This window comes from Kocuria palustris, from assembly GCF_016907795.1.
Taxonomy (GTDB): Bacteria; Actinomycetota; Actinomycetes; order Actinomycetales; family Micrococcaceae; genus Kocuria; species Kocuria palustris.
Genome location: NZ_JAFBCR010000001.1, coordinates 2,187,138 through 2,199,888, shown reverse-complemented (window position 1 = coordinate 2,199,888; position 12,751 = coordinate 2,187,138). Strand labels below are relative to the sequence as shown.

Annotated in this window: 12 protein-coding genes; 4 read left to right on the top strand and 8 right to left on the bottom strand. The window is 71.4% G+C overall.

Translation table 11 applies throughout. The features are described from left to right. Positions 1-5: 5 nt before the first annotated feature. The 3 genes from JOE55_RS09755 to JOE55_RS09745 form a co-directional block, all read right to left on the bottom strand. Positions 6-1,235, bottom strand: coding sequence for an MFS transporter (locus JOE55_RS09755; protein WP_029643373.1), 1,230 nt, complete (start codon positions 1,233-1,235; stop codon positions 6-8). After that, a complete protein-coding gene (locus JOE55_RS09750) occupies positions 1,232-1,828 on the bottom strand; it encodes a DUF3027 domain-containing protein (RefSeq protein WP_024289085.1) in 597 nt (198 codons plus the stop codon). Before JOE55_RS09750 ends, JOE55_RS09755 begins: the two co-directional genes overlap by 4 nt. An 82-nt stretch (positions 1,829-1,910) precedes the next feature. Continuing rightward, the gene (locus JOE55_RS09745) at positions 1,911-2,294 is read right to left on the bottom strand and encodes a cold-shock protein (RefSeq protein WP_024289086.1); all 384 of its coding nucleotides are present in this window, start codon (positions 2,292-2,294) and stop codon (positions 1,911-1,913) included. Between the two features lie 325 nt (positions 2,295-2,619). Here JOE55_RS09745 and JOE55_RS09740 point away from each other — a divergent pair, with 325 nt between their 5' ends. The 4 genes from JOE55_RS09740 (at position 2,620) to JOE55_RS09725 (ending at position 6,498) form a co-directional block, all read left to right on the top strand. After that, a complete protein-coding gene (locus JOE55_RS09740) occupies positions 2,620-2,823 on the top strand; it encodes a hypothetical protein (RefSeq protein WP_006215575.1) in 204 nt (67 codons plus the stop codon). Between the two features lie 41 nt (positions 2,824-2,864). After that, positions 2,865-3,485, top strand: a complete 621-nt coding sequence (locus JOE55_RS09735; protein ID WP_006215576.1) for a thymidine kinase — start codon at positions 2,865-2,867, stop codon at positions 3,483-3,485. Positions 3,486-3,569: 84 nt separating this feature from the next. After that, the gene (locus JOE55_RS09730) at positions 3,570-4,283 is read left to right on the top strand and encodes a response regulator transcription factor (RefSeq protein WP_024289087.1); all 714 of its coding nucleotides are present in this window, start codon (positions 3,570-3,572) and stop codon (positions 4,281-4,283) included. Positions 4,284-4,386: 103 nt separating this feature from the next. Beyond that, positions 4,387-6,498 (top strand): ATP-binding protein, encoded by a 2,112-nt coding sequence (locus tag JOE55_RS09725; protein ID WP_338125470.1) that lies wholly within the window; start codon positions 4,387-4,389, stop codon positions 6,496-6,498. 123 nt (positions 6,499-6,621) lie between these two features. Here the strand turns inward: JOE55_RS09725 and JOE55_RS09720 are convergent, their stop codons facing one another. The 5 genes from JOE55_RS09720 to JOE55_RS09700 all read right to left on the bottom strand — a co-directional run bounded on the left by JOE55_RS09720 (position 6,622) and on the right by JOE55_RS09700 (position 12,732). Beyond that, entirely contained in the window at positions 6,622-8,157 is a 1,536-nt protein-coding gene (locus JOE55_RS09720) for a SulP family inorganic anion transporter (RefSeq protein ID WP_006215579.1), read from the bottom strand. A 68-nt stretch (positions 8,158-8,225) separates the two neighbouring features. Further along, a complete protein-coding gene (locus JOE55_RS09715; RefSeq protein ID WP_204782767.1) occupies positions 8,226-9,230 on the bottom strand; it encodes a ribonuclease HI in 1,005 nt (334 codons plus the stop codon). A 255-nt stretch (positions 9,231-9,485) separates the two neighbouring features. Further along, entirely contained in the window at positions 9,486-11,114 is a 1,629-nt protein-coding gene (groL, locus tag JOE55_RS09710; RefSeq protein WP_006215581.1) for a chaperonin GroEL, read from the bottom strand. Positions 11,115-11,356: 242 nt separating this feature from the next. Beyond that, positions 11,357-12,028, bottom strand: a complete 672-nt coding sequence (locus JOE55_RS09705) for a GNAT family N-acetyltransferase (protein ID WP_024289092.1) — start codon at positions 12,026-12,028, stop codon at positions 11,357-11,359. Then, positions 12,025-12,732 (bottom strand): LytR C-terminal domain-containing protein, encoded by a 708-nt coding sequence (locus tag JOE55_RS09700; RefSeq protein WP_006215583.1) that lies wholly within the window; start codon positions 12,730-12,732, stop codon positions 12,025-12,027. Before JOE55_RS09700 ends, JOE55_RS09705 begins: the two co-directional genes overlap by 4 nt. Positions 12,733-12,751: the final 19 nt, after the last annotated feature.

Here is a 12,751-nt window from a genome sequence, read left to right as displayed (position 1 = left end):
CCTGATCAGCCGCCCGGCTCGGCGCGCAGGCGCCGCCGGTGGAGCAGGCCCACGCAGGCCCCGGCAGCCCCTGCCAGGACGGCGGCGCCCAGCCCCCAACGCGGGCCGGCCGTGTCGATGACCCACCCGATCAGCGGCGCTCCGATCGGGGTGCCGCCCATGAGGATCGCCGTGTACAGGCTCATGACCCGCCCGCGGAAGCGCGGCTCCGTCGTGGTCTGGACATAGGCGTTGGCCGTCGTCGTCATGGTCAGCGACGCCATGCCCAGCGGGATCAGGCACAGGCCGAACAGCAGCGGCGTGGGTGCCAGCGCGGCCAGCAGCGAGCTCAGCGCGAATATCGCCGCACCGGCATAAAGCGTCCTCAGCCTGGCGCGGGGACGGCGCGCCGCCAGCAGAGCCCCCAGCAGGGTCCCCACCGCGAGCACGGAGTTCAGGAGGCCGAAGGCCTGGGACCCGAGCCCGAAGACCGTGCCGGTCATGGCCGCCAGGAAGATCGCGTAGTTCAACCCGAGCGTGCCCAGCAGGAAGACGGTGAGCAGCACGGCCAGCAGATCCGGGCGCTGCCGGACGTAGCGGAAGCCCTCCCGGATCTGGCCGGGGCCCTTGGGCGTGCGCTCCCGTGGATGCAGCCGATCCCGATCCAGGCGAAGGATGGCGGTGATCATGGCGGCGAAGGTCAGGCTGTTGAGCAGGAAGACCCATCCCGTGCCCACCTGCGCGATGAGCACCCCGGCGGCGGCTGGGCCGAGCAGACGGGCCGCGTTGAAGGCCGTCGAGTTCAGCGCCACCGCATTGGACAGGTCGCGGTCCCCGACCAGGCTGGCTACGAAGGTCTGGCGCACCGGGGCGCTGAAGGTCGTGGTGATGCCCAAGGCCAGGGCGAAGGCCATCACCCAGCCCAGCGTGACCGCGCCGGAGAGCACCAGCGCGCCCAGGCCCAGCGCCAGGACGCCCATCAGCGTCTGCGTGACCAGCAGGACCCGGCGGCTGTCCGCGCGGTCGGCGTGCAGCCCGGCCCACGGCGAGATCAGCAGCTGCGGCAGGAACTGCAGGGCGAGCACCAGCCCCATGGCTCTCGCGTCATGGTCGGTCAGCTCGTCGAACACGAGCCAGGACTGCGCCGTGCGCTGCATCCACGTGCCGGTGTTCGACAGCAGGGAGCCCGCGTACCAGCGGCGGTAGTTGGGCACGCGCAGCGACCGGAACGCGCCGGTCGCGGGTGCCTCGCTCACGGAGCGGGATCGATCCCCGGGCGCTGCTCCGAGCCGTCCTGCCCGCGATCACGGGAGTCGGCCTGGGCCGCGTCGCGATCGGGGTCCCGCTCCTGCGGGTCGGGGCGCTCCTGGTCCTCGGACTCCGAGTCCTCGGGCTCCTTCTGGTCGGAGCCGTCAGCGCTGTCGGACTCCTCCGACCCGTCGGACTCCTCGGTCTCGTCGGTGCCGTCGGCCTCGGCCCCAGGCTCGCCCTCTCGATCCTCGTCGTGGTCGCTGTCGAGCACGCGCTCGGACCAGGGGACCCAGGCCGGGGCCAGGAGGGCGTCCTCACCGGGCAGCATGCCGGATTCGCAGACCGTGGCCTCCTCGGAGCCGGGCACACGGGTCAGCGTGACGTACCACTCCCAGCCGCGGCTGCCCCGGGCCGTGGCGGGGAAGAGGTGCGTGACCAGCAGCTCGCCGTCGGCGCGCACGCGGTGGCCCTCGCCGATCTCATCGGCCGGCACGATCGCGCGCAGAGCCGCCAGGGCGAGATCCCGGCGAGCGGCGAGCTGGACGTCCGGGCTGTGCTCGGGGCCCTGGTCGTGAGTGGTGGTGGACTGATCGGTCACCGATGCCCCTAGTCGTCGTGTTCCGTGTGCTGCCTCCTGCGGCGGGCAGGCGCCAGGCGCGAGCGGCCCGCCGCAGGAGGTCTCAGGCCTCCAGATTATCCGCGACCGTGCGCAGGATCTTGGCGATCTTCTGCCCGTGGGCGCGATCCGGATAGCGGCCGTGCTGCAACCCCTCCGAGATCCCGTCCAGCAGCGTCACCAGGTCCTGGCTGATCTCGGCCATCTGCGCGGCCGGCATGCGATTGTTCCGGGCCACGGACGGGGTCCTGCCCAGCACGGTGGCCTGCAGGGCCTGGGCTCCGCGACGGCCTTCGGCCACGCCGAACTCCATGCGGGTCCCGGGCGCGACGGTGTCCATGCCCTCGGGCAGCGCCGAGACGTGGAGGAAGACCTCGCCGCCGTCGTCGTCGGCCAGGAACCCGAAGCCCTTCTCCTGGTTGAACCACTTCACCTTGCCGGTGGGCACTGTGCACATCCTCTGCTTCTCGTGGCGAGGCAGCGGCCTCGCGGGGTGTTCCGGGTGCGTGCTCGGCCGCGGAGATCCCTTCCGGACAGGGCACGACGCCTGCGCGGTCCCTGCGGCGGCCCGCTGCTCGAGCAGGCGGCTCGGGCCCCGGCGGGCGCGCTCTGCTCGGGGACCGGCAGAACGTCCCATCGTACTCCAGCCGGTGCCTCGGCGCCCCTGTCGGGCTCGGCTGTACCCTGGGTCCATGCCCGCCGAGTCCTCCCCTTCGATTCCCCCTGCCCGTTCCGGCACCGCATCCTCCGCCGCCGGCAGGCAGCCCGGAGGCATGGATGCGCTGGCCTGGGCCACGGTCGTGCTGGCGGTGAGCTCCGGGGCGGCCATGGCCGCCATGCTGATCACCAAGTGGATCGTGGGCGGCGGCGAGATCTGGCCCTGGTTCACCCGCTACGCCCTGGTCGCCTTCCCGCTGTCGGTCGTCCTGCTGTTCGTGCTGCTGGTGCGCAACGCGATCCGCCGTGCCCGCAGCTGACGTCGTGAGCACGAGCCTGCCGCTGCTGCACCGGAGCTGAGATGGCCAAGCTGTACTTCCGCTACGGGGCCATGAACTCCGGCAAGTCCACCGCGCTGCTGCAGGCGGCTTTCAACTACGAGGAGCGCGACCAGCGCGTGCTGCTGGCCAAGCCCTCCGTGGACACGAAGGGCGAGTCCACCATCACCTCCAGGCTGGGCCTCGCCCGCTCCGTCGACCTCCTGCTCGGACCCCACGACGACGTCCGCGCCCGCTTCCGCCAGGCCGCCGCGGGCCGCGACCCGGAGGCCCTGCTGGCAACCGTCGAGCTCCCGCCCGTGGCGTGCCTGCTCGTGGACGAGGCCCAGTTCCTGAGCCCGCAGCAGGTGGACGACCTGCTGCGCATCGCCGTACTCGATTCCGTGCCGGTGCTGGCCTACGGGATCCGCGGCGACTTCCGCACCCGCTCCTTCCCCGGTTCGGGGAGGCTGATGGAGATCGCGCACACGCTCGAGGAGCTCAAGACCATCTGCCGCTGCGGCCGCAAGGCGATGTTCAACGCCCGCACCTCGGACGGCGGCATGGTGCTGGACGGAGAGCAGGTCGCAATCGACGGTGAGGTGGCCTACGAGTCCCTGTGCGCCTCCTGCTACCTCGAGCGCAGCGGCGGGCAGCTGGGCTGAGCCCTGCCCCACGGCCCACGACTTCCATGAAACGTCCTCAAAGCATCCAGAGGACGTCCAGGAGACTCCGAGACACTGGGTCGCGTGAACAACAGCAACCCTGAAGCAAAGCTCCTGGTCGTCGACGACGAGCCCAACATCCTCGAACTCCTCGCCACCTCGCTGAAGTTCGCGGGCTTCGAGGTCGTCACCGCCGCCAATGGCCGCGATGCCATCACCCGCGCCCAGGAGGAGAGCCCCGATCTGGCCGTCCTGGACGTCATGCTCCCGGATCTGGACGGCTTCGCCGTCACGCGGAAGCTGCGCGCCGAGGGCCGCACCTTCCCCATCGTCTTCCTGACCGCCAAGGACGACACCGAGGACAAGGTCCAGGGCCTGACCGTCGGCGGCGACGACTACGTCACCAAGCCGTTCAGCCTGGACGAGGTCGTGGCCCGCATCCGCGCCGTCCTGCGCCGCTCGGCCCCGGCCGAGGAGGACGACTCGCGCCTGCGCGTGGACGACCTGGTCCTCGACGACGACGCCCACGAGGTCTTCCGCGGCGAGCGCGAGGTCGATCTGTCGCCCACCGAGTTCAAGCTGCTGCGCTATCTGATGCTCAATCCCAACCGCGTGCTGTCCAAGGCCCAGATCCTGGATCACGTGTGGGAGTACGACTTCAACGGAGACGCCTCGATCGTCGAGTCCTACATCTCCTACCTGCGCCGCAAGATCGACAACGATCCGGATCTTCCCCCGCTGATCCACACCAAGCGCGGCGTCGGATACCTGCTGCGCACGGCCCACAAGAACGGCTGAGCCCATCTGCAGCCCTCACCGGGCGGTGTCCGCCTCCGGCGGCGCCGCCCGTCGTCCTGACAAGATGACCGTCGTCCGCCTGCCGTCGACGGAGGTCTGAACCGTGGAGAAGCTCACAGCGCGGTGGCGCTCGTCGTCGCTGCGGACCCAGCTGATGGTCCTCACCGGCCTGCTGCTGATGCCGTCGATCCTGCTGACGAGCTTCGTGTCGATCTCCGTGGTGCGCGACTCGCTCGTCAACTCGATCGACAACGAGCTGCGCGAGTCGCTGGGCACCGTGTCGACCGCGCTGATGTCGGACATGATCGGATCGCCCACCGTCAACGTGTCCAAGCGGGGCTACCTGCTCGACTCCGACGGCGAGATCGTCGCCCAGGTGGGCTCCACCGCCCCCGGCCCGGTCGACCCGGGCGAGCCGGACCTCTCCAGCTTCACCCGCGAGCTCGTCCTGCAGACGGAGCAGTCCGGGATGACGGTGCGCTCCGCCGACGGCGAGGACGGCTCCTGGCGCGTGGTGGCAGCCCCCCAGGCCGATTCGGACTACACCGTCGTGACGGCCGAGCCGCTGGGCTGGGCCAACGGCATGATCTCGGCGGTGACGCTGCTGACCCTGAGCTTCGGGGTGGCCACCCTCCTGGTGGCCCTGACGGTCGGCTGGATCCTCATCACGCGGGCGTTCACACCGCTGAAGCGGGTCGAGGCCACCGCTGCCGCGATCGCCGCCGGCGACCTGTCCCAGCGCATCTCCGGCTACAGCTCCGCGACCGAGGTCGGTCAGCTGTCGATGTCGCTGAACCGCATGCTCGGGCAGATCGAGGACGCCTTCGACGCCCGGACCCACTCCGAGAACCGGCTGCGCCAGTTCGTGGCCGATGCCTCCCACGAGCTGCGCACTCCCCTCGTGTCGATCCGCGGATACTCCGAGCTCTACCGCCACGGCGCCCTGGACGATGACGAGAAGGTCTCTCAGGCCATGGGGCGCATCGAATCCGAGGCCACGCGCATGACCCAGCTGGTCGAGGACCTCCTCTCGCTGGCCCGGGTGGACAACGGCCGAGCCCTCGAGATCACCGACGTCGACCTGCTGGTCCTGGCCCACGATGCCGCCGCCGACTTCGCGGCGGCCTGGCCGGATCGCCGCATCACGGTGCTCGGCCCGGACGACAGCGCCGCCGCGCCGGTGTGGACCCGCGGCGATGACGCCCGTCTGCGCCAGGTCGTGGTCAACCTGATGACCAACGCCGTGCGCTACACGCCGCAGGGAACAGACCTCGAGATCATCGTGGAGAACCCCTCGTTCGACGCCGTGCCGCAGGAGCAGCAGCCCGCCGTCCCGGATGACGAGTCCGCGCCGACCTGGCTGGCGCAGCTGAAGATCCGCGACCACGGTCCCGGCATCAAGGGCCCCGACCGCACTCGGATCTTCGAGCGCTTCTACCGCGCGGACACCTCCCGCACCCGCGAGACCGGCGGCACCGGGCTGGGCCTGTCGATCGTGGCCTCGGTGGTGGGCCAGCACGGCGGAGTGGTCACCCTCGAGGAGACCCCCGGCGGCGGCGCGACATTCGTGGTCACCCTGCCCGGCGGAGAGTCCGCCGAGGCCGCGATCGAGCGCGCGGCCGACGCCGACGACCCCGCGGACCAGGCCCTGCGCTCCAGCGGCGCTGAGGCTTCCAGGGCCTCCCGCGGGGAGTCGGGGACCTGGTTCTCGCGCGGTGCGTGGACCCCCTCCAGGCGGCGCAGCGCACCCACCGAGGAGCAGCTCGAACGGCAGCGCCAGGCCGCCGAGGAATCCGGTCCCGCTTCGGCCTCGAGCGGTCGTCGGATGCGCCGTGCCGCCCGCCGCGGCGAGACGACAGTGCCCTCGGCCGGAGACTCCCCGGTCGAGCCCGGTTCGGCAGCCGAGGCCACCGGTGCCGGCGCGTCCGATGCCGACGGCTTCGAGGCGGGAGATTCCGCTCGCGCCTCGACGGCTGCGGGGGCGTCGCCGGCCGAGCAGGCTCAGCCCGCCCGCGCCGCAGATGCCGAAGCAGGCACTGCTGGACGCGAGACCCGAGACGACGCCCCGTTCGGCGACGACGGCCTGCCTCCGATCCCCGAGATCGACGAGGACGATCCCAGCATCATCGACGAGACCGGCGAGCTGCCGGATCTGTCCGGCCCAGATCCCGGGGCACCGCGCGACGACCGCAGCGGCGGCTCCTCGCACAGCTGAGGGTCCGTCCACGGCTCGCAGAGCGACCGGCGCAGACCGCTTCCGAGGGCGAGCATGGCCCGAGAGGTCCTCGCGGCCGCCGGCCGGGCAGAGAGACGACGGCTCGGTCGCGGGGGCGTCAGCTCAGCCGCGGGGACGGCGGGTCAGCCGGTCGTGCAGCCCGGAGCTGAGCCGATCCAGGCCCACGATCTCCACCTGCACGCCGTGGCGGTCGTACTTCTCCCGGATCGAATCCAGCGCGGCGACCGTGGAGGCATCCCAGATGTGCGCCCGGCTCAGGTCGATGCGCACGTGCTGCGGGTCCCGGGCGTAGCCGAACTGCGTGTAGAGGTCGTTCGAGGAGGCGAAGAACAGCTCGCCGTCCACCACGTAGGTGACCATGTCCTCGCTGGGGGCCGTGGTGACGAGGTCCTCGCCCACCCGGCCCGGGAAGCGGTGGACGCGCACGGTGTGGGCCACGCGGCGGCTGAACAGGACCATGGCAGCCAGCACTCCGGCGCCCACGCCGATCGCAAGATTGTGCGAGACCACGATGACCACGGTCGTGATGACCATGACCGCGACCTCGCTGCGCGGCAGCGTGCGAAGGGTACGCGGGTGGATGCTGTGCCAGTCGAACGAGGTCAGCGCCACGTAGATCATCACCGCGGCGAGTGCGGCCATGGGGATCACGGCCACGACGTCTCCCAGTGCGATCACGAGCACCAGCAGGAAGATGCCCGCCGAGGCCGTGGAGATCCGCGTGCGGGCGCCCGAGGCGTTGACGTTCATCATGGTCTGCCCGATCACCGCGCAGCCCCCCATCCCGCCGAAGAGCCCCGTCACGATGTTCGCAGCGCCCTGCCCCCAGGTCTCGCGGGTCTTGGAGGACGGGGTGTCGGTGATGTCGTCCACTAGCTTGGCGGTCAGCAGCGACTCGAGCAGCCCCACGACCGCCATGGACAGGGCGTACGGGAAGATCACCTGCAGCGTCTCGAACGTCCAGGGGACCTCCGGCAGTCCCAGTACCGGCAGCTCGCGCGGCAGCTCGCCCTTGTCCCCCACGGTCGGCACGGCGATCGAGGCCAGCACCGCCAGGAGGGTCACCACGACGACCGCCGCGAGCGGGGACGGCACCGCCCGGCTCAGCCGCGGCAGACCGAAGGTGATCAGCAGGCCCAGGGCCACGAGCGGGTAGACCATCCACGGCACGCCGAGCAGCTCGGGTAGCTGGGACGTGAAGACGATGATCGCCAGCCCGTTGACGAAGCCCACCATGACCTGCCGCGGCACGAAGCGCATGAGCTTGGGCAGTCCGACCAGCGCCAGGAGCACCTGCAGGATCCCGGCGAGGATCACGCATGCGATCAGGTGCTCGACCCCGTGGGAGGCCACCAGGGGCGCGACGACCAGGGCGACGGCACCGGTGGCCGCCGAGATCATGGCGGGTCGGCCGCCGACGATCGAGATGGTCACCGCCATGGTGAAGGAGGCGAAGAGCCCCACCCGCGGATCGACCCCGGCGATCACGGAGAAGGCGATCGCCTCCGGGATCAGCGCCAGGCCCACGACGAGTCCCGCCAGCAGCTCGGTGCGCAGGGCTCGCGGCGAGCGCAGGCTCCACAGCACGGACTGGCGCTGCAGCGGCGAGGGCGAGGCCTGGGCGGACGGTGAGCTCATGCGGACGGGGGCTCCTGAGACGGGGAAGGGCAGGGACCCCGCCGCCGGCAGGTGCGCCGCGGGGCTGTTCAGGACTCGAGCGTCACCTGGAGGTGGCGCAGCAGCCATTGTCCCAGTTCGCTGCGGGAGTCCTCGCGCGTCCACAGCGCGGTGTGCACCGCCGAGCCCGTGGAGCCCAGGACATGGATCGTGGTCTGCACAGCGCGCCCGCTCAGGGCCAGCAGGTCCACCAGATGCAGGTCGGCGGAGTCGTCGCCCCGGGAGACGCTCGCGGGATCGCCGGGGCGCCCGTCCGAGTCGATGAGCACCGCCTCCGGGTGGAGGGTCGCGGACGGCAGGCCCTCGCGGATGCGTCCGCGCTCCAGGCCGAAGACCTCCTGCGCGGGGCTCGGAGCGGCGGCCAGGTCCTCCGACTGATCCTCCAGGCTCGAGAGCAGATCGGGATCCGGGTCCCCCACCTGCTCCTCTGCCTCCGCACGGGGATCGGCTGCGCCGCTGCCTGCGGGACCGGCCTGGTTCCCCGCTGCGGCGCCTGTGGCGGCCGCGGGCTCGGCAGAAGCCGCAGGGCCTGCCGGCGCCGCAGCAGCTGAGGGCGCGGCCGCGTCCGAGCCCAGCGCCAGCCCCGGCCCCTCCTCCGGCGCGCGGCCGGCCTGAAAGGCCTTGGCGGCGGCGTTGGCCCGGGCATCGGCGGCCTCGTTCAGCTCGTGGCCCGCGTGGCCCTTGACCCATTCGAAAGTCACGTCCCGGCCCTGCATGGCGGCGTCCAGCGCCTTCATGAGCTCGACGTTGAGCACCGGCTTGCCGTCGCTCTTCTTCCAGCCCTTCTTCTTCCAGCCCTTCATCCACTTGGTGATCGAGTTGATGACGTACTGGCTGTCGCACAGCACCCGCAGGGGCTCGCCGAGCTCCTGCGTGGACTCGAGCAGGTCCAGCACGGCCTGGAGCTCGCCCATGTTGTTCGTGCCATGCGGCCAGCCCCCGCTGCGCCAGTTGGAGTCGTCGATGTACCAGGCCCAGCCGGCCGGGCCGGGATTGCCCAGGGCGGAGCCGTCGGCGGCAGCGATGATCGTCATGCCGAACACTGTGGCACGTCCCACCGACAGCACGGCCCCGTCCGGCGCCGCGGCTCGGGCTGCCCCGACAGGCTCCCGTCGGCAGGGCGGTCGCACCGCACCCTGGGACGCCTGCGGCACCGGCCGGCAGCGCAGACGCTCGTCGGGTCCACCCCCGGACATGACGACGGGCCCCGCCTCCCGAGGTGGGAGACGGGGCCCGTCGGACTCGCTGGGCTGCGCTCAGGCGCGTTCAGCGATGACGCCGAGGCGTCATCACATCATGCCGCCCATGCCGCCCATGGGGTCCTCGCCGCCGCCGGCACCGGCCGGCTCCGGCTTGTCCGCCACGACGGCCTCGGTGGTGAGGAACAGACCGGCGATCGAGCCGGCGTTCTGCAGGGCGGAGCGGGTGACCTTGACCGGGTCGTTGATGCCCGCGGCCAAGAGGTCCTCGTACTCGCCGGTGGCCGCGTTGAGGCCCCAGCCCTTCTCGAGGCCGCGCACCTTGGCCGCCACGACGCCCGGCTCGAGCCCGGCGTTGAAGGCGATCTGCTTGAGCGGAGCGTCGATGGCGACCTTCACGATGTTCGCGCCGGTGGCCTCGTCGCCGCTGAGCTGCAGCTGGCCGAAGGCGGTCTCGCCGGCCTGGATCAGGGCGACGCCGCCGCCGGCGACGATGCCCTCCTCCACAGCGGCCTTGGCGTTGCGCACAGCGTCCTCGATGCGGTGCTTGCGCTCCTTGAGCTCGACCTCGGTGGCCGCGCCGGCCTTCAGCACGGCGACGCCGCCGGCCAGCTTGGCCAGGCGCTCCTGCAGCTTCTCGCGGTCGTAGTCCGAGTCCGAGTTCTCGATCTCGGCGCGGATCTGGGCCACGCGGCCCTCGATCTCCTCGGCGGAGCCGGCGCCGTCGACGATGGTGGTCTCGTCCTTGGTCACGACGACCTTGCGGGCGGTGCCCAGCAGGTCCAGGGTGGCGGTCTCGAGCGAGAGGCCGACCTCCTCGGTGATGACCTGGCCGCCGGTCAGGATGGCGATGTCCGCCAGCTGGGCCTTGCGGCGGTCGCCGAAGCCCGGAGCCTTGACGGCCACGGACTTCACGGAGCCGCGCATCTTGTTCAGCACCAGCATGGCCAGCGCCTCGCCCTCGACGTCCTCGGCGATGATCATCAGCGGCTTGCCCGACTGGATGACCTTCTCCAGGACCGGGACGAGATCCTTCACGGCCGAGATCTTCGAGTTGACGATGAGGATGTAGGGATCTTCGAGGACGGCCTCCTGGCGGTCGGCGTCCGTGACGAAGTAGCCGGAGAGGTAGCCCTTGTCGAAGCGCATGCCCTCGGTCAGCTCGAGGTCCAGCCCGAAGGTGTTGGACTCCTCGACCGTGATCACGCCCTCCTTGCCGACCTTCTCCATGGCCTGGGCGATGAGGCGGCCGATCTCCGGATCCGCGGCCGAGATGGACGCGGTGGCCGCGATCTGCTCCTCGGTCTCGATCTCCTTGGCGGAGCTGAGCAGCTCGGCGGTGACGGCCTCGACGGCCTTCTCGATGCCGCGCTTGAGCGAGAGCGGGTCAGCACCGGCAGCCACGTTGCGCAGGCCCTCGCGCACGAGCGCCTGGGCGAGCACGGTGGCGGTGGTGGTGCCGTCGCCGGCGACGTCATCGGTCTTCTTGGCGACCTCCTTGACGAGCTCGGCGCCGATCTTCTCGTAGGGGTCCTCGAGCTCGATCTCCTTGGCGATGGACACGCCGTCGTTGGTGATCGTGGGAGCGCCCCAGGACTTCTCCAGGACGACGTTGCGGCCGCGCGGGCCGAGCGTGACCTTGACGGCGTCAGCCAGGGTGTTGAGGCCGCGCTCGAGACCGCGGCGGGCCTCCTCGTCGAATGCGATGAGCTTTGCCATGTGTTCGTCCCTCCTGGACGTTCAGTCTGACTCCCACCGACCCGCTGCCCGCGACGGACGGGGCGCCGGCTCCTGCGGGATCTGCCCGCCGAGCCTGCCCCTCAGAGAGACGGTGGCTTCCACTTCGTGGTCGAGCGGCTGCGCCGACCGCAGCGGGGCCGGCTGGCAGTCTGCTCGACTGAGTGCCAAGTCCATTATTGGCACTCGGCCCCTGCGAGTGCAAACCCCTGAGCGCGTTCGGCTCAGGGTTCACCGTGGGCGGACGCCCCGTGCCACGGCACCTGCTCCCACTCCTCGCGCAGAATGCCGTAGATCATCCGGTCGTAGTGCTCCCCCGCCACCTTACGAGCCCTGCGGATCCGCGCCTCCTCGGTGAAGCCGAGCTTCCGGGCCACCCGGCACATGCCGCGATTGCCGCTCCAGGTCTCCAGGTCGACGCGGTCGGCGCCGCTGGTCCGGAACAGCAGGTCGACCCACAGGCGCAGGGCCTCCGAGCCGTACCCACCGGACCAGTACTCCGGCGGGTAGATCGCCACGCCGATCGAGTGCAGCGGCAGCAGATGCGTGCCCGTACCCGGATCCTCCGTGGGGGCCTCCGCGTGATACCAGGAGACCTGCCCCAGGAACCGGTCGGTGCCCTGCTCGGCGATCACCGCGGTGTCGCGCACTGCGGGCCAGTCGCCCTGGCGCACCCGCTCCGTCAGCTTCCCGAGCCAGCGCTGGGCCGATTCTGCGGTGAAGTTGGGGTAGAAGGGCCCGTCCGTGCGCTGCCACTCGTGCTCGCCGCCGCCGGGCGGGGGCATGATCCACCGCTCGTAGACGGGGAGGTCATCGGCGCGCCAGTCGCGCAGGCGCACGCGCCGGCCCTCGACGGCCAGCGGCTCGACAGCGCGCGAGTTCCCCGCCGCGCTCATCGGAGGGCCTCCGCCGGATCGGCCGCCAGCGCCTGGGCGCCGGCGCCTTCCTGCGGGAGCTCGGCGGCGCCCTGCGCGGAGGACTGCTCCTGGCCTGCGCCCACCAGCTCCTCGCCGAGGTCGTCTCCGATCACTGCCACCAGCGGATAGGCGATGGCGTCGTCGGCCTGGACCTGCTCGATCCCCAGGGCATCGGCCACGAGCCGGGCCTGCTCCTCGGTGTCCCCGGTGACGCCGTCGCTCGCGTAGTAGACCACGCTCTCGTCCACGGGCATGCCCCAGTTGCCGGTGGCGATGACCTCCCAGTCCAGCGCCGTGAGGTCCTCACTGGCAGCGCCGGCCACGCCGTCGAGGTCGGTGGCGTTGAAGATGCCCACCTGCTCGGCGTCCTCGGGAGCGGCGGAGGCGCTCGCCCCGTCCTCCGCCCCGGCCGACCCGCTCGGATCCTCGGCGACCTGGTCCTCGGAGCCCTGGACGGCGCTCGAGCCGCGGTCCTGGTTCACGGTCGAGAAGACGTAGGCGCAGGCGCCCAGCAGCAGGCCGAGGGAGCCCACGATGACCATGGCCTTCAGGCTCCCGGGTGTCTTGGGGGCTGCGGCCTCCCGGGGCCGGTGCGCGCCCTGCCGAGGGCCGCCCTCCGGGACGTCGTCGAAGACGTCGCGGGGATGCAGGTCGGGATCGGACCACGGGGGCTGTTCGCTCATGCGCGCCATCCTTCCATCC

Coding starts and splice junctions, on each gene's coding strand:
- JOE55_RS09740 (WP_006215575.1), top strand. CDS start 2,620: ATGGATGCGCTGGCCTGGGCCACGGTCGTGCTGGCGGTGAGCTCCGGG.
- JOE55_RS09735 (WP_006215576.1), top strand. CDS start 2,865: ATGGCCAAGCTGTACTTCCGCTACGGGGCCATGAACTCCGGCAAGTCC.
- JOE55_RS09720 (WP_006215579.1), bottom strand. CDS start 8,157: ATGAGCTCACCGTCCGCCCAGGCCTCGCCCTCGCCGCTGCAGCGCCAG.
- JOE55_RS09715 (WP_204782767.1), bottom strand. CDS start 9,230: ATGACGATCATCGCTGCCGCCGACGGCTCCGCCCTGGGCAATCCCGGC.
- groL (WP_006215581.1), bottom strand. CDS start 11,114: ATGGCAAAGCTCATCGCATTCGACGAGGAGGCCCGCCGCGGTCTCGAG.
- JOE55_RS09705 (WP_024289092.1), bottom strand. CDS start 12,028: ATGAGCGCGGCGGGGAACTCGCGCGCTGTCGAGCCGCTGGCCGTCGAG.
- JOE55_RS09700 (WP_006215583.1), bottom strand. CDS start 12,732: ATGAGCGAACAGCCCCCGTGGTCCGATCCCGACCTGCATCCCCGCGAC.